Origin of the sequence: Methylobacterium sp. J-048, from assembly GCF_022829515.1 — a bacterium.
Classification (GTDB): Bacteria; Pseudomonadota; Alphaproteobacteria; order Rhizobiales; family Beijerinckiaceae; genus Methylobacterium.
Window position 1 is genome coordinate 36,470 of record NZ_JAKSYL010000287.1, and the last position, 17,936, is coordinate 54,405.

15 protein-coding genes are annotated in these 17,936 nt (G+C 67.5%); 8 read left to right on the forward strand and 7 right to left on the reverse strand.

Annotated features, from left to right (window positions below; all coding sequences use genetic code 11):
• Window positions 1-2: 2 nt before the first annotated feature.
• Window positions 3-440 (reverse strand): GlcG/HbpS family heme-binding protein, encoded by a 438-nt coding sequence (locus MKL09_RS28065; RefSeq protein WP_244025251.1) that lies wholly within the window; start codon window positions 438-440, stop codon window positions 3-5.
• Window positions 441-531: 91 nt separating this feature from the next.
• Window positions 532-1,959, reverse strand: a complete 1,428-nt coding sequence (locus tag MKL09_RS28070; protein WP_244025252.1) for a PLP-dependent aminotransferase family protein — start codon at window positions 1,957-1,959, stop codon at window positions 532-534.
• A gap of 309 nt (window positions 1,960-2,268) precedes the next feature.
• On the opposite strand from MKL09_RS28070, the gene MKL09_RS28075 reads away from it, so the two are divergent.
• The 3 genes from MKL09_RS28075 to MKL09_RS28085 all read left to right on the forward strand — a co-directional run bounded on the left by MKL09_RS28075 (window position 2,269) and on the right by MKL09_RS28085 (window position 5,139).
• A complete protein-coding gene (locus MKL09_RS28075) occupies window positions 2,269-3,210 on the forward strand; it encodes an AEC family transporter (protein WP_244025253.1) in 942 nt (313 codons plus the stop codon).
• 146 nt (window positions 3,211-3,356) lie between these two features.
• Complete coding sequence (locus MKL09_RS28080; protein ID WP_244025254.1) at window positions 3,357-4,322, forward strand: alginate O-acetyltransferase AlgX-related protein; 966 nt, start codon at window positions 3,357-3,359, stop codon at window positions 4,320-4,322.
• 82 nt (window positions 4,323-4,404) lie between these two features.
• Entirely contained in the window at window positions 4,405-5,139 is a 735-nt protein-coding gene (locus MKL09_RS28085; protein WP_244025255.1) for a dihydrofolate reductase family protein, read from the forward strand.
• Here MKL09_RS28085 and MKL09_RS28090 read toward each other — a convergent pair.
• Entirely contained in the window at window positions 5,108-6,142 is a 1,035-nt protein-coding gene (locus tag MKL09_RS28090; RefSeq protein ID WP_244025256.1) for an alpha/beta fold hydrolase, read from the reverse strand. The genes MKL09_RS28085 and MKL09_RS28090 overlap by 32 nt on opposite strands.
• 74 nt (window positions 6,143-6,216) lie before the next feature.
• On the reverse strand, window positions 6,217-7,281 hold the full coding sequence (locus MKL09_RS28095) for a WcbI family polysaccharide biosynthesis putative acetyltransferase (protein ID WP_244025257.1): 1,065 nt from the start codon (window positions 7,279-7,281) through the stop codon (window positions 6,217-6,219).
• 194 nt (window positions 7,282-7,475) lie between these two features.
• Between MKL09_RS28095 and MKL09_RS28100 the strand changes: the two genes are divergently transcribed.
• Complete coding sequence (locus MKL09_RS28100; protein ID WP_244025258.1) at window positions 7,476-8,807, forward strand: MFS transporter; 1,332 nt, start codon at window positions 7,476-7,478, stop codon at window positions 8,805-8,807.
• Between the two features lie 779 nt (window positions 8,808-9,586).
• Window positions 9,587-10,216 (forward strand): hypothetical protein, encoded by a 630-nt coding sequence (locus MKL09_RS28105; protein WP_244025259.1) that lies wholly within the window; start codon window positions 9,587-9,589, stop codon window positions 10,214-10,216.
• Window positions 10,217-10,411: 195 nt separating this feature from the next.
• Here the strand turns inward: MKL09_RS28105 and MKL09_RS28110 are convergent, their stop codons facing one another.
• Window positions 10,412-11,266 carry a LysR family transcriptional regulator gene (locus MKL09_RS28110; protein WP_244025260.1) on the reverse strand — a complete coding sequence of 285 codons (855 nt, stop codon included), beginning with the start codon at window positions 11,264-11,266 and terminating at the stop codon, window positions 10,412-10,414.
• 94 nt (window positions 11,267-11,360) lie between these two features.
• On the opposite strand from MKL09_RS28110, the gene MKL09_RS28115 reads away from it, so the two are divergent.
• Complete coding sequence (locus MKL09_RS28115; protein WP_244025261.1) at window positions 11,361-12,662, forward strand: aspartate aminotransferase family protein; 1,302 nt, start codon at window positions 11,361-11,363, stop codon at window positions 12,660-12,662.
• 160 nt (window positions 12,663-12,822) lie between these two features.
• Here the strand turns inward: MKL09_RS28115 and MKL09_RS28120 are convergent, their stop codons facing one another.
• Window positions 12,823-14,688: an ABC-F family ATP-binding cassette domain-containing protein gene (locus MKL09_RS28120; RefSeq protein WP_244025262.1), complete on the reverse strand. Its 1,866-nt coding sequence runs from the start codon at window positions 14,686-14,688 to the stop codon at window positions 12,823-12,825.
• Window positions 14,689-15,022: 334 nt separating this feature from the next.
• Between MKL09_RS28120 and MKL09_RS28125 the strand changes: the two genes are divergently transcribed.
• Entirely contained in the window at window positions 15,023-16,078 is a 1,056-nt protein-coding gene (locus tag MKL09_RS28125) for an HD-GYP domain-containing protein (RefSeq protein ID WP_244025263.1), read from the forward strand.
• Window positions 16,079-16,088: 10 nt separating this feature from the next.
• Here MKL09_RS28125 and MKL09_RS28130 read toward each other — a convergent pair whose 3' ends face one another.
• Window positions 16,089-17,000 carry a UDP-3-O-acyl-N-acetylglucosamine deacetylase gene (locus tag MKL09_RS28130; RefSeq protein ID WP_409567001.1) on the reverse strand — a complete coding sequence of 304 codons (912 nt, stop codon included), beginning with the start codon at window positions 16,998-17,000 and terminating at the stop codon, window positions 16,089-16,091.
• A 245-nt stretch (window positions 17,001-17,245) separates the two neighbouring features.
• On the opposite strand from MKL09_RS28130, the gene MKL09_RS28135 reads away from it, so the two are divergent.
• Complete coding sequence (locus MKL09_RS28135; RefSeq protein ID WP_243943184.1) at window positions 17,246-17,932, forward strand: Crp/Fnr family transcriptional regulator; 687 nt, start codon at window positions 17,246-17,248, stop codon at window positions 17,930-17,932.
• The last annotated feature ends 4 nt before the right edge of the window (window positions 17,933-17,936 follow it).

Consider the following 17,936-nt stretch of genomic DNA (forward strand, 5'->3'; position numbering starts at 1 on the left):
GATCAGGCGCCGGTCTCGGGCACCAGGCCGACGGCTTCGATGCCCGCCACCGCACAGATCTCGTCGTTGTCGGAGGTGTCGCCGGAGATGCCGACCGCACCGAGCAACCGGCCCTCTCGGGAGCGGATCAGCACGCCGCCCGCCACCGGCACCAGCGCGGCGGGGCCGGCGACATGGCTCACCGCCGCCACGAAATAGGGCTGCGCCTCGGCCCGGGTGTGGATTGCCCGGGAACCGAGACCGAGCGCCAGGGCGCCGTTGGCCTTGCCGCTGGCGATCTCGGCCCGGCGCAGGGACGTGCCGTCCTCGACCGCGACGGATTTGAGCGCGCCGCGGGCATCGTATACCACGACGGCCATCGGCTTCAGACCGCGCGTGCGGGCTTCGCGCAGGGCGGTGTCCACGATGCTGCGGGCGGCCTCGAGCGTCAGGTCGATCATCGGATTCCACGGTCTGTCGCCGCTCCGGGCGGCGGCCTTACACTTAGAGGATCGGGATGGGACCGGTCCACCATGTGGGGAAGCCGGGGCCTCAACCGGCGCGCAGGAGCCGGCCGAGCAGCGTGCCGGCCCGATCGATCGTCTCGGATGTCAGCGACGAATACCCCACCACGATACCGGTTTCGCGCCGCTCCGCGCCATGCAGGGCGGCGGTTTGCAGGATCAGCCCGTTGTGGCGACAGTTGTCCTCGAAACGCGCCGCGTCCAGCCCATCGGGCAGGCGTAGGAAGAAATGGAAGCCGCCATGCGCCCCGAGCACGCCGAGCGGGCCGCCATAGCCCTGTCGAATCGCCTCCAGGCTCTGGGCGCACTTGTCCTTGTAGACCCGCTCCATGCGGCGGATGTGCTGCGCGAAATGGCCCTCGGCGATGAACCGGGACAGGATGCCCTGGTCCAGGGTGCCGTTGCCCCGCCCGGTATCGGCCCGCAGGGTGCGCATGCGGGCGCGGATCGCCCGCGGCACGACCATGTAGCCGATCCGCAGCGTCGGAAATAAGCTCTTGTTGAAGCTCCCGGCATGGATGATCCGGTCCGCGGCATCCATGGCCTTGAACGCCGGAACCCGGATCGGCTCGAAGACGAATTCCCCGTCGTAATCGTCCTCGACGATGTAGGCGTCGCGCCGCGCGGCCCATGCCAGCATCCGGGTTCGCCGATCGAGCGACAGCCGGACGCCGAGCGGGGATTGGTGCGACGGGGTGAGGAGGCACAGCGTCGCCTCCGGGGCGATCGCCTCGGCGATCTCGACCTGGAAGCCGTCGGTATCCACCGGGACCGGGACGGCCGTGAGACCGTGTGACCGGATCAGGGCCTCGGCCCCGGCATAGCCCGGCGACTCGGTCCAGACGCGATCGCCGGGCCGGGCGAGACAGCGCAGGCATAGATCCAGGCTGTGCCGGGTTCCGGTGGTGATGAGGATGTCGTCGGGATCGCAGCGGATGCCCCGGGCGAAGCCGAGATAGCGTGCCACCTGAACTCTGAGTTCCTCCGAGCCGGCCGGGTCCGGGTCGTAGAAGAATTGCGTGTCGGCCTCCGACAGGACGCGCTGCGCCAGCCTCTTCCAGACGCCGATCGGGAACTGCGTGACGTCGGTCTCCCGGGCGATGAACGGCCGCTCGGGATTCACCCGGATCCAGCCGGATTCGGTTTTTGCGCGCGGCGGCGCGCCCTCGGCACCATCGGGCTGGGGATCGACGGCGCCCGCGCGCACATAGGTCCCCGATCCGGGCGCGGATTCCAGCAGGCCCTCACCCTGTAGTTCCTCGTAAGCCGCGCTCACGAGGCCGCGGCTGACGCCCCATTGTCCGGCTAGGTCGCGGGTGCTCGGCACCCGGCTGCCCGGCACCACCCGGCCCTCGCGGATGGCGACGCGCAGGGCCTCGACCACCCAGCGCGCCTTGGCCCGCTCGGGTGGGGCGACCGGCATGCCGAGCGGCAGCGTCCTTGTTCGGCGCGCCATCGCGAACCTCAGAGGCTGACGCGAAGTGGCTCGGTCACGAGCCGCGATTGTGGATCTTCAGTTCGCATGTCCAGGTGATCTACGGTTCTTTCGTTGCGGCCGCCAACGTCCTGAATCCGCATCCGTCCCGATACGAATTCGATCTCGGCAGATGTTTTCAAAATCTTTCTGCGCATGACTCGAGTTTTAGAACGAGAAACGTCGCTTTGTCGGCCATAGCATTGGCTAATAATTTGATCTACTTATAATTTTGACTAAATAAAAGTAATTAAATCGGTCAATCGAAAAAATTGAGGTGGATGGAAACCGATGTACGCAGCCATGCACTTGGCCGGTGATCTCATGACGCGGATGGCGCCGGCCTACGGCGCCATCGCCGCTGGGTTCTGTGTCGGACGCCTGTCGGGTCGCGACTGGCTCCGACACCTCTCCAGCCTGCTGATGTACGTCCTGATCCCGCTGGTCGTGTTCAAGAACGCCCTGGCACTGAAGTTTGGCGCGGCGATCGGCAACGTCGCCCTGTCGATGGCCTTCAGCACGGTGATGGTGCTGTGCGCCGCGCTGATCGTGCCGCGGTGCAAGACCGATGTTCCCCGCCGGCTGGCGTTCTGCGCGTTCAGCTACACCAATATCGGCTGGTTCGGGGTCCCGACCGGCCTGGCGCTGTTCGGCCCCGACAGCCTGCCGATCCTGATCATGGCCTATGTCGGCGGGCTGATCTTCGGCAACACCGTTGGGTTCTATTGCGTGGCGCGGGATCGGTTCTCGGTCAGGACGAGCCTGTGGAAGGTCGCCACCACCCCGGCGCTGTATGCCTTCGGTGCCGGGCTTGCCGGTCAGGCCCTCGGGTTCCGCGACCTGCTGCCCCCCGGCACGGAGGCGCCGTTCCAGATGGTGACCCTGCTAATGTCGGGCTGCGGGATGATGGTGGTCGGGCTGGGGGCCAGCCAGGTCCGCTTCACCGCCGCCGCGATCCGGGGGACGCTGCAACTAGTGATCTGGCGCCACGTCGCATCGGTCGGCGCGATCGCGGCCGTCATCGGCCTGTTCGCCCTCGTCGGAGTGCCGGTCGCAACGGAGAACCTAAATACGGTGCGACTCCTCGGCCTGCTGCCGGTGGCGGGCAATGTCGTGGTCTTCGCCGCGCAGCTGCGCAGCGATGTGGCGGCGGCGTCCCTGATCGTCGCGCTCTCGACGGCGGTCTCGACGCTGACCGTCCTGTGCTGGGGCGTGTTTCTCCACGGCGCGTAGCCGGCTTCGATGGCTTGGATCGCGCCGCCCCCGGCCGAACGTGATTCGGGACGCGGCCGCAGAGCGATGTTTCCGGCTTGTGTCCCGCGCCGACGGGCGGCATGTGTCGGCGCCGCCTGCGGGCGATCAGGGGGGATGAGCGGATTTTGTCTCAGACAGGCGTGCGCGGTATCGCGGTCGGGCGGGACGGCTGGCTGTTCTGGATCGGCCGCAAGAACGACCTGGTCGATCTCTACACCGAGTCCGCGGCGACCCGCCGCCTGCTCCGCCGCTGGGTGCGGCTGGTCGAGGCCCGCGTCCGCCGGGCGAAAGCGCTGGGCGCGACCTACGTCCACGCGATCGTGCCGGAAAAGATCGCGATCCATGCCGACACGCTCGACCGGCCGTTCCCGAACCTGAACGACCCGCCCGGCGCGCGGCTCGGCCGGCTCCTGGCGGAAACCGAGGCAGAACGGGTCGACCTGTACGAGCCCCTGCGTGCGGCGCGGGCCGAGGGGCCGGTCTACCTGCAAACCGACACGCACTGGAACCATCGCGGCTATATCGCCGCCTACCGAGCGCTGTGCGCCGCGCTCGGGATCGCCCCGGCCGCCCATGTGGTCGCGGCGACCGGGCATATCGAGCACTTCGTGTTCGACCTCGGCGGCAAGCTCTCGCCGCCCGTGGATGAGGCCTATTTCGCCCACGATTTCCCGCGGCATGCGCAGCGCAGCGAGGCCAACGCGCTGGTGCATCTGCGTGAGACCGGCCGGGTCGCCGGCCGGGGCGGTTTTTTCGTCGGGTCGCGCGCCGTGATGCACAATCCCGAGGCCGCCGATCCCCGACGCATCGTGCTGTTCGGCGATTCCTACGTGTTCGACCAGGGACCGCGGCTCACCGCGATGCTGGCCGAGAGTTTTTGCGAGGTCCACGCGATCTGGTCCGCCGAGATCGATTGGGCCTACGTCGCCGCGGTGAAGCCCGACCTCGTGGTCTACGAGATCGCCGAGCGGTTCCTGCGGCGCGTGCCGACGGACCGGTTTTCGGTCGATGCTTTCGCGGAAAGCCGGGTCCGGCGGGAATTGAAGCCCCACCTCATCGACCGGCTGCGCCGCCTCCTGCACCTGCGCTGACGCGCTGGAAAACCGGCTTGCGCGTTGCCGCCCAGCCTTTCGCCCCTATCGTTCCGATAGAATCCCACATCCGGAACGCACCATGGCCGACGCACAGCGCCCCTACGTCATCTGCCACATGACCACTTCGGTGGACGGCCGGATCAAGGTCCGTCGCTGGAAGACCCTCGACGCCGACAGCCATTACGAGCGCGTCCACGGCGCACTGAACGGCGATGCCTGGATGTGCGGGCGGGTGACCATGCAAGGCTACACCGACAGCGCCGACCCGCTGCCAGAACCGGTCCTCGACGATACGAGCCCAATCCCGCGGGAGGATCACGTGGCGAAACCCGGGGCCTCGGGCTACGCCGTGGCCCTCGACGCTCGCGGCCGCCTGGATTGGGGCGCCCGGAACGAGATCGAGGGCGACCACATCGTGGTCGTGCTGACGGAATCCGTGCCGGACGAGCACCTGAGGGCGCTGCGGGCCGGCGGCCAATCCTACCTGTTTGCCGGCGAGAAGACGGTCGATTTCGCGCTGGCGGTGACCAAGCTGCGCGCGCTGTTCGGGATCGAGCGGCTCCTGGTCGAGGGCGGCGGCCACATCAACGGCTCGATGCTGAAAGCCGGCGTGATCGATGAGCTGAGCCTGCTGCTCGCTCCGGCGGTCGACGGCGTGTCCGGCACGCCGGCCCTATTCGACTTCGCCGGGGAGGAGGAAGACTCGATGGGTAGCCGGTGCAAGCTGGAGCTGACGTCCTGCGAGCCGTTATCGGGCGGCGTCGTCTGGCTGCGCTACCGCATCACGCCGGTGGCCGAGGCGGGGCCCAGGTGAGATCCGCCAGGAAGGCGTCGTAATCGGCCGTCATGTCGTCGATCCGCTCGAAATGCGGGAAGGCGCCGGTCGGCAGGCTGACCACGCGCCAGTTCGGCCGGCCGGCGACCCGGGGCGCCAGCCGGTAATCGACGAAGTCGCCGCGTCGTCCGTGCACCATCCAGACCGGCAGGCGCAGCTCTTCGTAGAGCCGCGTCGTATCGGTCGGGAACAGGTGGCCGGCGATGAAGCAATAGGGGGCGTGCTCGGCGCCCGGCTGATGCGCCGAGGCATAGTCATACGCGAACAGGCCCTCGTCGATGTCCTTTGAGCCGAACGTCTTTTGCAGGAAGAAGCGCATGCTCGGACGCGAGGCAAGCGCGTCGAACAGAGGCCGGCCGAACGGTTTTCGATCCAGAAGATCACGCACAATATCCCGACCGCGGTGGCCGTCCGGCGGTCCTTCGCCGGAGAGCCGTGCGTCGAAGCCTGTCGGGCTGATCAGGCCGACGCTGCGGTAATCGTCGGGCCGCTCGAGGGCCGCACGGGCGAGGTAGGAGCACGACAGCGACAGCGCCATGGCGTCGATTGCCCCGTCCCGGTGCCGGCGGCGGATCTCGGCCACGGCCGCGTTGATCGCCTCCACCATCAAGCGAGGCGTGTAGCGGCGGCGCGAGCGTTCGGAGAACCCGAAGCCCGGCAGGTCGAGGGCGTAGACCGGACGGGACTTGCGGTAATGCTTGTAGAGGGGGCGAACCTCGTAGGCATTCGCGGCGGCGTTGATCGAATGGATCAGCAGGAGCGGCACGCCCTCCACATCGTTCGACCCGTAGAACGAGACCACACCGGCGCGGTCCGTCGAGATCCGCTCCTGCCGGCCGGGCAGGGCCGGCGGCAGATCCATCTGCCGGTTCACGGCAAATCGGCTCCAGCCGACGAGGCTCGCCGCGGAGCCGAGAAACGTCAGGACCGCCGCGATCCCGTAGGATCCGGCGCGACCCTGCTTGTGCGGCTCACGACTCATCAGGCTCCCCAACCTCAGTAGGCCCCGGCCCGGACTGCGCGGTGCGCCGGTAGAGGGGAGACAGTGCCGTCGTTTCAGGATGCGTGGCCGGCCAGGCTGCCCGCGGCGACCGCCGGGGTGCGTCCGGCCGGCCGGATCGGGCTGATGTCCCGGCCCGCGGCCTCGCGGAAGAAGTCCACGGTGGCCGGATCGTTGCGCCAGCCCTGAACGCGCTGCGAGACCAGAGCCTCGCGCGGGCGTCGATCGTAATTCGCGTAGGCCGCGGCCACGAATTCCGCCCGCGTCATCGTGCGGGGGGGGCCCGAGCGGCGCGTCTCCGCCTTGAAGAACAGAGCGCTGCCGGGAATGCCGTAATGCGCGGCGATCTCAGGGTAGACCGGCCAGCTGCCTTGGCCGCCGAGGTCGTCGGGCACGAACGCGTCGAGGTCGCACTCGGGATAGGCGACGCCTGACTTAGTGAGCAGCCCGCGGGCGAGGTCGGCCACGACATAGAGCTTGGTGTGGTTGATCGAGTGCATGAAGCACCCGCGACGTGCCCAGCGTGTGAGGTGGGTATCGAGATCGTACTCCGCCTGGGCGCCTAGGCCGCGCAGGTAGGACACGGATTCGTTCCAGAGGTCGAAATAGCCCAGCCGCTCGAACACCGGCTCGGCGAACAGGCGCAAAGCCTGCGCCTGTGAAAAACCCGCCAGGTAGGCGTAGAGCGTGATCGCCGAGTGCGAATGTCCCATCGGGCCGGAGATCAGGCCGTTCAGCGAGACGGCATCCTGCACGCCGACATGGATCAAGTCGGGATGGTAGGCGCCGAACACGATGGTCGGGATCAGCCGAACCTTGGGGTGGGTTCGAAACCGGTCGATCGTGCCGCCATCCTTGAAGCGCGGCAGGTAGATGCTGGAATAGACATGGTCGTAGCCGTCGGCATGCGCCATCAGGTCGACGAGCTTCGGGAAACGGCGGGTCGCCGTGAAGGCCGAGACGAAATCGACCTGCGCGTCCGGCAGCAGGAAGCGCAGCACCTTGGCCATCGAGCCGGCCTGGCACACGCCAACCACGAGGATACGGGGCGAGCCCGTTCGCTTCTTCCCGATCTGCGCGAGCCGGTGCCGCACGCGCCAGAGGCTATCGACCGTCAACATGCGGCTTCTCTCGCATGTCCTCGGGCCGCGGGCAAACCGGCCAGGCGGGGAGGCGGCGGCTATTCGCGCGTATCGCGCACGCGAAGGCGCGTCTGCTGGGCGGCTATGACAGTCGAGCGAAGTTGTCGGGCCCGGGACTGGTCGCCGGGCTGCCTATGATCCAAGCGGGGGCTGATCGAGCCCGGAGGATTGCGATGGCCCCGACGAACGTACCGGACGCCGTCCCGGAGATCGAGCGGGAGACCCTGCGCAAGGTCACCTGGCGGATCCTCCCATTCCTGATGCTCGCCTACTTCATCGCCTTCCTTGACCGGGTGAATGCCGGCTTCGCGGCGCTGCAGATGAACCACGATATCGGCCTCTCCGCGGCGCAGTTCGGCCTGGGCGGCGGGCTGTTCTACGTGTCCTACGTTCTGTGCGAGGTGCCGAGCAACCTCGCCATGGAGCGGTTCGGCGCCCGGATCTGGATCGCCCGGATCATGATCACCTGGGGCCTCGTCTCGGCCGCCATGGCCTTCGTCGTCGGCCCCACGTCGTTCTACGTCGTCCGGCTGCTGCTCGGCGCCTCCGAGGCGGGCTTCTTCCCCGGGGTGATCCTGTACCTGACCTACTGGTTCCCCCGCGCCTATCGGGGGCGGATCGTGGCCGTGTTCATGGTCGCGATCCCGATCTCCAGCTTCCTCGGCTCGCCGATCTCCGCGTCGATCCTCAACACCGACGGGATGCTCGGCTTCCGCGGCTGGCAGTGGCTGTTCATCCTGGAGGCGCTGCCGGCAGTGCTGCTGGGGCTTGTCGCCATCGCGATCCTGCCGGACGGACCCGGAAAGGCACGGTGGCTCACGCCGCAGCAGAGCGCGTGGCTCCAGGACCGGCTCGCCGCCGAGCGCGCCTCGGTGGTCGCGGGCGAGGCGGCGCCGGCCCGGCACCTCTCGGTCTGGCAGGTGATGCGCAACCGCTACGTGCTGGCTGCCTCGCTGATCTACGCCGGGGCATCGGGCGCCAGCCAATGCCTGTCGCTCTGGCAGCCGCAGATCATCAAGTCGTTCGGGCTGACGAACCTGGAGACCGGCCTGCTGAACTCGATTCCGTTCGGCATCGCCTCGGTTCTGATGATCCTGTGGGGCCGCTCCTCGGACAAGCGGCGCGAGCGGGTCTGGCACACCGCTTTGCCGCTCGGCCTGCTGGCCTTGAGCCTGGCGGCCTCGATCGCCACCGCACAATTGCTGCCGACGATCCTGATCCTGTGCCTCGCCGTCACGGCCACCTACATGGTGAAAGGGCCGTTCTGGGCGCTCTCCACCGAATGGCTTTCGGCCGGCGCAGCGGCGGCCGGCATCGCGCAGATCAACGCCATCGGCAATATCGGCGGGTTCGTCGGCACCTACCTGCTCGGTGTGATCAAGGACGCCACCGGCAGCTACCCGCTCGGCCTGCTGCCGCTGGTGGTGCTCTCGGGTGCCGGCTGCCTGCTGGTTGTGGGCCTTGGACGGGGCCGCGCCCGGGCCGTCGCGTCGGCGCGCGCCTGAGCACGCTCGGATGCCAGCGACTGATTCGCGGGCGGGGACGCGCACGGCAGCCGCTTACCGCGGGCGGAGGGCCTATCCGACACCGAATCGTGCCGCCTTGCGATCGTGACGCCGCTCACAAAATCAGATTTCTGTGGTGGGCTGGGACGTTACGGCTAGGCCGATCAGAGACGCGAATGTCGCAGCGTGATCAGTATCGCTGAGAACGTCAAATCCTGATCCGCGACGGACGTATCATCAGGCAAGCGGTAAAGAATATCCGCGTCAGAGTGCAGGGACATTTCCCGTGCGCTGCTTGGTCGCACGGCAAGTTGACAAGTCAAGGCTGCGATGTGCCTACTCCTAACCCTGGAGTATGAAGCTCCAGGCGGTCTCTTCCTCGGCCATGATAGCCTTCGGAAGACTTGGCGCACGATGGCGGCGCGCCGCGTATTTTAATCCCAGCGATTTTGCAATCATATTTCGGTCCTTATTGCGCTTGGTAATGCGTATCAGCCATTCGGCGACGTGCATTCATGCGGTCGAAGTTATTTTGGATGCTGAAAAGGGACGCTGCCAGCTCGTGCGGCTGGCAGCGTCGCAATCACCGCGCTGATTTGCGATTGTCGATATTTAAATTCGGGAATAAAACAAAAAGCAAATGAATTTATTTAAATTTCTTTAGTTATCATGAAAATAATACTGACTTCAATCGGAATACTTAAATCATAACTGTAGAGTTTCGGTGAGGGGCGATTTGATGCGGAATGTCGTCAAACCAAGTGCTTGGAGTTCGTGAGATGTTCGCTGTCAGCCCTGTCGCGGCTACGTCCGTCGCCGCATCCAGGCCTCTACAGGTCGATGCGCCGGAGCGGGTCGCGTCGGTGATAGCCAATATTCTTCCTGCGCCGGTGGTGCTGGATCCGCGGGCGACTTACGCCCTGTCGACTCAGACGGCCGATGCCGTTCTGTCTCTCGTCCAGGCTAAGGCGTCCGCACAGGATGCGGTCGTGTTTCTCCCACACCAGGTCGAAACCTCGCCGCTCCAGAACGCCGAGAACGCACCACGGCCCGTGCTCGCCGGCGATACGCGCTTGGATAGGAGCGCGAGCGGCGACGTGGCTTCAGCATCCCGGGTTTCGAGCGATCGTGCAACGACGGCGGTCTTCGAACCGTCGATCGTCGAAACAAAGACGGTCCAGCAAGCCAAGCAGGCCGCAGATTGGGAAGCCTATCTATACAAAATCACTCATATTGATGTCAATGTTGCAAATGCGATCAGCTTCTATCTGATGGCCAACGACGCAAACTACAGAGATTTCAAAACTGAGCATCCGAGCGTCGACGTTCACTGGATTAACGTCGATAACAAAAAGATCGTCTCGCTTTGGCCGAGGATAACCGACAAATGGTTCTCCGAGACGGTCTGACGATTGTTTCGCCTTCGATCATCATCGGACCGAGATCGCAGGTTCAAGCGGGATCTTGCCGCCAAGAGGCGGTTTGAACCTTGTTTGAGACATCATCGAACGCCTCTTTCCATCGGTGTTTGGTGCCATCGATGCGCGGCCATCGGCCTCCTGTGATCGCGGTCTCGGCGCTGGCCTGATGGCGAGCGGGCAGGATCAGAGCACCGGCAGCAGGGTCCGGATATGCGCCGCGAAGGTGCGGGTCAGCGGCGAGGCGTGTCGCTCGTCGACGCGGACCACGAGGCCGATCTTCGGCAGGGGCGGCAATCCGGCGGTGCGCGCGAGGATGCGCAGATCCCCCGGCACGGCGGCCTGGGTCAGCACCGCGATTGCCTGCCCGGAGCGCACCACCGCTAGAAGCCCGGAGAGGCTGCCGCTGGCATAGGCGATCCGGTAGCTGCGCCCGGTCTGGTCGAAAGATGCGAGCGCCGCGCGATGATCCAGCGTATCCGGGTCGCCCAGCGCCAGCCGGAGCGGGTCCGGCCAGTCGGTCGCGCCGTCCTTGGCGCCGACCCAGACGAGCGCCTCGCGCCGCAGGATCTCTCGCTCCGCGTCGAGCGGAACCGAGATCAGCGCCAGGTCTAGGCCGCCGCGCTCGAAACGGTTCACCAGCCGGGGCGTGGCCGCGCAGACCACCTCGATCACCACCGCGGGGTGCAGTTGCGCGAAGCTGCGCAGCAGCGCCGGAAGGAACGCATCGGCGTAATCGTCCGGACAGCCGAAGCGCAGCGTCCCATCCAGTCGGCCGCCCGAGAGTTCCGCCAGGGCGTCGTCGTGTGCGGCCAGGATCCGGCGCGCATGGACCAGCAGGCGCTCGCCATGGACCGTCAGGAGTACACCGCGCCCGGTCCGGGTCAGCAGCGCTTGGCCGACGATATCCTCCAGGCGCTTCATCTGCATGCTGAGCGCCGCTTGGCTTCGCCCGACCCGCTCGGCGGCACGGCTCAAGGCGCCGGTCTCGGCGACGAGGGCGAAGCTGCGCAGCAGGTCGATATCCAGGGCTGCAGCCATCAAATTTTCTGAAGCCTCGGTTCAGATCTATCAGCTACCGTGACGGCGCTCGCGTGCCTAGCATGGCGGGACCTTCACCGGATCCGAACGAGCCATGACGCGGAACGCAGACCCCGATTTCTGGACCCGGGCGCGCCGGCATCTCGTGCGCTATGGCGGGACCTTCGCACCGGTGATCATCGAGCGCGCGCAGGGCAGCTTCGTGTACGATGCCGACGGCCGCGGCATCCTCGACTTCACCTCCGGCCAGATGAGCGCGATCCTCGGCCACGGGCATCCCGAGATCGCCGCCGTGGTGGCGCATCACGCCGCGAATCTCGACCACCTGTTCAGCGGCATGCTGACCCGACCTGTGGTCGACCTTGCCACGGAGCTGGCCCGTCTGGCGCCCGGCGGCCTCGAACGGTCCATGCTGCTGACCACCGGCGGCGAAGCCAACGAGGCGGCCCTGCGCATGGCCAAGCTCGCCACCGGAGGCTGGGAGGTGGTGAGCTTTGCCCAATCCTGGCACGGCATGACCGCCGGGGCTGCCGCGGCGACCTACAGCGCCGGCCGCAAGGGCTACGGGCCAGCCGCGATCGGATCCTTCGCGATCCCGGTTCCCAATGCCTACCGGCCGGCATTCGTGGCCGATGGCGCCGGGGATTGGCAGGCCGAGCTGGACTACGCCTTCGCGCTGATCGACCAGCAATCGACCGGCAACCTCGCGGCCTTCCTGGCCGAGCCGATTCTCAGTTCGGGCGGCATCATCGAGCTGCCCCTCGGCTACCTGGCCGCGCTGAAGCGCAAATGCGTCGAGCGGGGCATGCTGCTGATCCTCGACGAGGCCCAGACCGGTATCGGCCGCACCGGCCTGATGTTCGCCTGCGAGCGCGACGGTGTGGCCCCGGACATCCTGACCCTGTCGAAGACCCTCGGTGCCGGTCTGCCGCTCTCCGCGCTGGTCACCACGGCCGAGATCGAACAAACCTGCCACGCCCGCGGCTTCCTGTTCTACACCACCCATGTCTCCGACCCGCTCCCGGCGGCGGTCGGCCTGAAGGTATTGGAGATCGTCCAGCGGGATGGGCTCGCCGCCCGGGCCGCGGAGGCGGGCGAAAAACTAAGCGCGCGCCTTCGCGCCTTGCAGCAGCGCTTCGCCTGCATCGGTGACCTGCGGGGTCGCGGCCTGCTCCAGGGGATGGAGATCGTGGCCGATCGCCGGACCAAGGTGCCGGCGCCCGAACTCGGCGACGCGATCACCCGGCGCTGTCTGGATCTCGGCCTCAGCATGAACATCGTGCAGTTGCCCGGCATGGGCGGCGTGTTCCGCATCGCGCCGCCGCTGACCGTCTCCGACGCGGAGATCGATCTGGGCGTGGACATCCTGGAGCGCGCCCTCGAAGCCTCGGTCTAACGCGCCCACGACTTGGATCCCATAGGGCAAGCCCTTTGGCGGGGTTCGGGGGCGGAGCTCCCGAGATACCAGGGCTCTACCCTGGACCCGTAAAAGGTCGACGACCTTTTGAAACCGGGACTTTCGTGATCAGTCCTGGACGACGCCGGGCAGCACGCGCTCAGGCCGCCTCGATCTCTTCGCTGACCGTCAGCCATTCCTCCTCGGCGGAAGCGAGCGCGCTCGCGGCGTCGGCGCGCATCTTGGCGATCTCGCCCGCCTTGGCGGCGTTCTCCCGGAAGGCCGAACCGTCCTCCAAGGCGGCGTCGATCTTCTGGATCGCCGCGGTCAGCTTGGCCATGCGGGCTTCGATCCCGTCGAGCTTCTTGCGCAAGGGGGCGATGGCGGCCCGGCGCTCGACGCCCGCCCGGCGCGCCTCGGCCTTCTGACCACCGGCCGGCTCGGCGTCGCGCTCCTCATCGCGCTCGGGACCGGACAGGACGAACCGGCGGTAATCGTCCATGTCGCCGTCGAAGGTCTTCACCGTACCGTCGGCCACCAGCCACAGCCGGTCGGCGCAGGCCTCGACCAGAAAGCGGTCGTGGCTCACCAGGATGACCGCGCCCTCGTAATCGTTGATCGCCTCGACCAGGGCTTGGCGGCTCTCGATGTCGAGGTGGTTGGTCGGCTCGTCGAGGATCAGCAGATGCGGGCCGTGGAAGGCCGCGAGCCCCATCAGCAGGCGCGCCTTCTCGCCGCCCGAGAGCTTTTCCACCGGCGTATCGGCCTTGTTGGCGCCGAATCCGAGCCGGGCGGTGGCCGAGCGCACCTTCGCCTCCGGCACGTCCGGCATCAGCGTGCGGACATGCGCGTAGGCGCTCTCGGCAGGCCGCAACTCGTCGAGCTGATGCTGGGCGAAATACGCGACCTGCATCTTGGACGAGCGCCGCATCTCCCCGGCGATCGTCCCGAGCCGGCCGCCGATCAGCTTGCAGAAGGTCGACTTGCCGTTGCCGTTGGCGCCGAGCAGCGCGACCCGGTCGTCGGGCGCGAGGTTGAGGTCGAGCCCGCTGAGCACGACGCGGTCGCCGTAGCCGGCCTTGACCCGCTCCATGGAGACGATCGGCGGCGACAACGGCTTCTCCGGGCTCGGCAGGTGGATCACCGGCACGTCGTCCTCGATCAGGGCCGCGATCGGCTCCATCTTGGCCAGCCGCTTCACCCGCGATTGGGCCTGGCGCGCCTTGGTCGCCTTCGCCTTGAACCGGTCGATGAAGCTCTGCAGATGCGCCCGCTCGGCATCCTGCTTCACCTTGGCCTTGGCGAGCAGCATGCGCTTCTCGGAAAGCTGCTTGGCGAAACTGGTGTAGCCGCCCCGGTAGATCGTCAGCTTGCCCCGGTCGAGATGCAGGATGTGATCGACGCTGGTGTCGAGCAGGTCGCGGTCGTGGCTGATGATGATCGCGGTGCGCGGGTAGCGCTCGAGATAATCATAGAGCCAGAGCGTCCCCTCGATGTCGAGGTAGTTGGTCGGCTCGTCCAGCAGCAGCAGGTCGGGCTCGGAGAACAGCACGGCGGCGAGCGCCACGCGCATCCGCCAGCCGCCGGAGAAGTCCGCACAGGGGCGTGCCTGCGCCGCCGCATCGAAGCCCAGACCGTGCAGGATCGCGGCGGCCCGCGCGGGCGCCGAATGGGCGCCGATATCGACCAGCCGGGTCTCGATCTCGGCCCGGCGCAGGCCGTCGGCATGCTCGGCCTCGGCCATCAGCCGGGCGCGCTCGGTGTCGGCGGCGAGCACCACCGCGTGCAGCGTCTCCGGGCCGGCCGGCGCCTCCTGGGCGACCGCACCGATGCGCATGCCCTTGGGCAGCGAGACCGATTTCGCGTCCACCGGCAAGTCGCCGAGGATCGCCTTGAACAGCGTCGTCTTGCCGGCGCCGTTGCGCCCGACGAGACCCACGCGCGCGCCCTCGGGGATCGAGAAGTTCGCGGCGTCGAGGATCAGGCGATCGCCGATGCGGTAGGTGAGGTCATGGACGCGCAGCATGGCGGCGTTCTGGCCGTCCGGGAGCGGGGAGGCAAGCGCCCTGTCGGCGCCTTCGCATGCCGCCCGGCCGGGCAAGATGACGCGACCGCGGAAACTTTATTGCTGCACTGAAAGGAAAAATCGACAGCGGCCACTTTAACGGAATCGCATCACTCTCGGTCGAATATGTGACACTTCTTCGACACCGGCGCCGCGGATAGTGTTCAACCCGCCCGTTGGTAGGTGCCGGAGAGCCGGAGTTTCGCGGTTGCGGAGCGGCGTCGTGAAGGCCGGTCCGCTGGGTTGTGCGCCCATCGAGGGGGCGTGTGGTGGGAGTGGCGCTTTGAGTCGGACCGTGATCCTGACCGATGATCTCGGCCGTGGCGAGCGCTTGATCCGCAACCTCGGCGGCGGCCCGAGCCTCGTTCTCCACGATCTCTACGGGGATGCCGAACCGCCCACGGGTGCGGCCTTGGTGATTAGCGACGTGAGCGCGCTGACATCCGATGCTGTGCTTCGGCTGCGCAGGGCGCTTGCGGCGACGCGCGACAAGACCACGCCGTTCCTCGCCTTGATTCATGGCAATCTCGGGCGCGGCGAGATCCAGGCGACCGCCCTCGGCGCCACGCGGATCCTCCCGGCTTCCGCGGCGACCGCGCTGCTCGTCAAAGCGGTCGCCGGCTTGAGCACAACGGGCCGCAGACCCGACGACCCCACCGACCTTTGGCGCTGCGCCGAAGAGGCACGGTGCGCCTTCACGGCGATCTTCCGTGGCGACGCGGCCCCATCTGCCGCGATCGTCGATGCCGGCACCACCATCGTCAACCGGGCGATCCGCGAGTCGAAGGTCCGCGATTGGCTGGACGTGGTCGCGGGTTTCGACGACGTGACGCATCGGCATTGTCTTGCCGTGGCCGGCTTGGCGGCCGCCTTCGCCCAGAGCCTTGGTCTCAACGAAGCCGACGCCCATCATCTCACCAAGGGGGCGCTGCTGCACGACATCGGCAAGTCGCGGATCCCGCTCGCGATCCTGAACAAGCCGGCTCCGCTGACCCCGGAGGAGCGGGTCGAGATGGATCGCCATCCGTCGATCGGCCACGGGATGCTGATCGGCGGGGGCTACGATGCCGGGACGCTCGCGGTCGTCCGCTCGCATCACGAATTTCTCGACGGATCGGGTTACCCGGACGGGTTGCGGGCTGCGGAGATCTCCGATCTGGTCCGACTGATCACGATCTGCGATATTTTCGCGGCGCTGATCGAGGCACGCCCCTACAAGGCTCCGAAGCCGGTTCGGGAGGCTTACGCGATCCTCGAAAAAATGGGCCCGAAGCTCGACGCCGACCTCGTCCGGGCGTTCCGCCAGGTGGCTTTCGCGTGCGAGCAGCCGAGCCTTCGCGCCTCGGCCTGAACCGGCACGGTCAGACCAGCTCCCAGGCCGTTCTCTCGCGCATCAGCGCACCGACCAGCGCGTGGTTCAGCTCGTGCCCGGTATGGAAGGCGGCCACGTGGCCCTCGACCGGGTGGCCGGCCAGCGCCAGATCGCCGATGAGGTCCAGGATCCGGTGGCGGACCGGCTCCCCCGGAACGCGCATCCCGCCGAGCACGGACCCGCGCCAGAGCAGCGCCGCCGAGTGCGGCGAGACCCCCTGCAGGAAATCCCGGCCCGAGACCCAGCCGTAGGCGCGGCCGGCCATGGCCCGGAAATACCGTCCGAAGCTGCGCGAGGGGGCGATGTCCTGCACGAAGCTCTCCGGTGTGATGAAGCCGGACCAGTCGATCGCGCCGAAATGGGCGAGCGCCACATGCCCGGCGACGTGCAGGCCCGCGCCCGGCCCGATCTGGATCCGGCGCCGCCCGTCTTCGACCGTGACCGTCCTGCGCAAGCGGATCACCCGGCAGGGGGCGGGTTGCTCGGATCGCCCGACCGCCCGGATCGCCTCGCACCAGGGGATCGCGCTGCCGTCGAAGATCGGTAATTCGTCGGCATCGATCTCGACCAGCGCGTTGTCGATTCTGAGGGCGTGCAGGGACGCCAGCAGGTGCTCGATCGTGCGGACGAGCGCGCCCTCGCGCCGGATCGCCGCCGAGAGCGGCTGCGACTCCCGATACTGCCACAGGGCCGGCACATCGATCGTCCGCCCGCACTTCAGGCGCCGGCGGAAGACGATGCGGTGCCCCACAGGGGCCGGACAGACCCGGACGGTGGCATAGCGGCCCGAATGCAAGCTGTGGCCGGCGCGTTCGAAGGCAGCGGCCAATGTCGCTTGATGCCGGCCGATCGATAGGACCGGTCCCGACTTCAAACCTGCGATTTCGAACGCTTGGTGCATCGGGATTCGTCGGGCGCCGCAGCACGGGAAATTATCCCTCTTCCCCGATCCACGCTAATAAACTCCTGTTCATCCGAGCGCGGCTTGACCGGTCCGCGCGCGGCCGTCACGATCAAGTCCGCCTCATCGATCGAGCGCGGCCGGATTGGTGCGCTGCGCGCGATGCGGGCTGCACCCGTCCCCAGTATTGCTGGTTGGCTCCCGTCAGGGCAGGGACGGAGGCCGAGGCCGAAGGGACAGGATCGATGGCGCGGTTGGGGACGATACCCTTCTTCAAGGATCCGGGCATCGAGCTCGGCCCGTTCGAGACCCGCTGCCATTGGCGCCGCTTCGACGAGAACGAGGTGCTGGTCGACTTCGACGACATCTCCACGGACGTCTATTTCATCGCCTCGGGCGAGGTGCGCATCCTCAACCGGACCCAGTCCGGCAAGGAGGTGATCCTCGGCGAGATGCGCGGCGGGGCCTTTTTCGGCGAGCTCGCCGCCATCGACGGCATCGGCCGTTCGGCCAACGTCACGGCGCTCACCCGCGGCGAGGTCTGCGTGGTTCCGGCGGCGGTGTTCCGCCAGATGGTGTTTGCCTCCGAGGCCATCGCCGACCGGCTGTTCCGGCTGCTGGCCAAGCGCGTGCGCGAACTCAACACCCGGCTCATGGAGCACGCGCTCCTCGACCTGAAGCACCGGCTCTACGCCGAGCTGCTGCGTCTCTCGGTTCCGAGATCGGGCACGTCGGGCGAGCGGGTCGTGTCGCCGCCGCCCTATCACCACGTGCTGGCCGCCCGGATCGGCTGCCGGCGCGAGCAGGTCACCCGCGAATTCACCGCCATGGCGTCCGAGGGGCTGGTCGACCGCACGCGCGGAGCCCTGGTCCTGCGCCGGCCCGACCTGCTCGAGGCGCGCGTGGCCGAGGCTTTGCGCGAGGATTCCTGAAGCC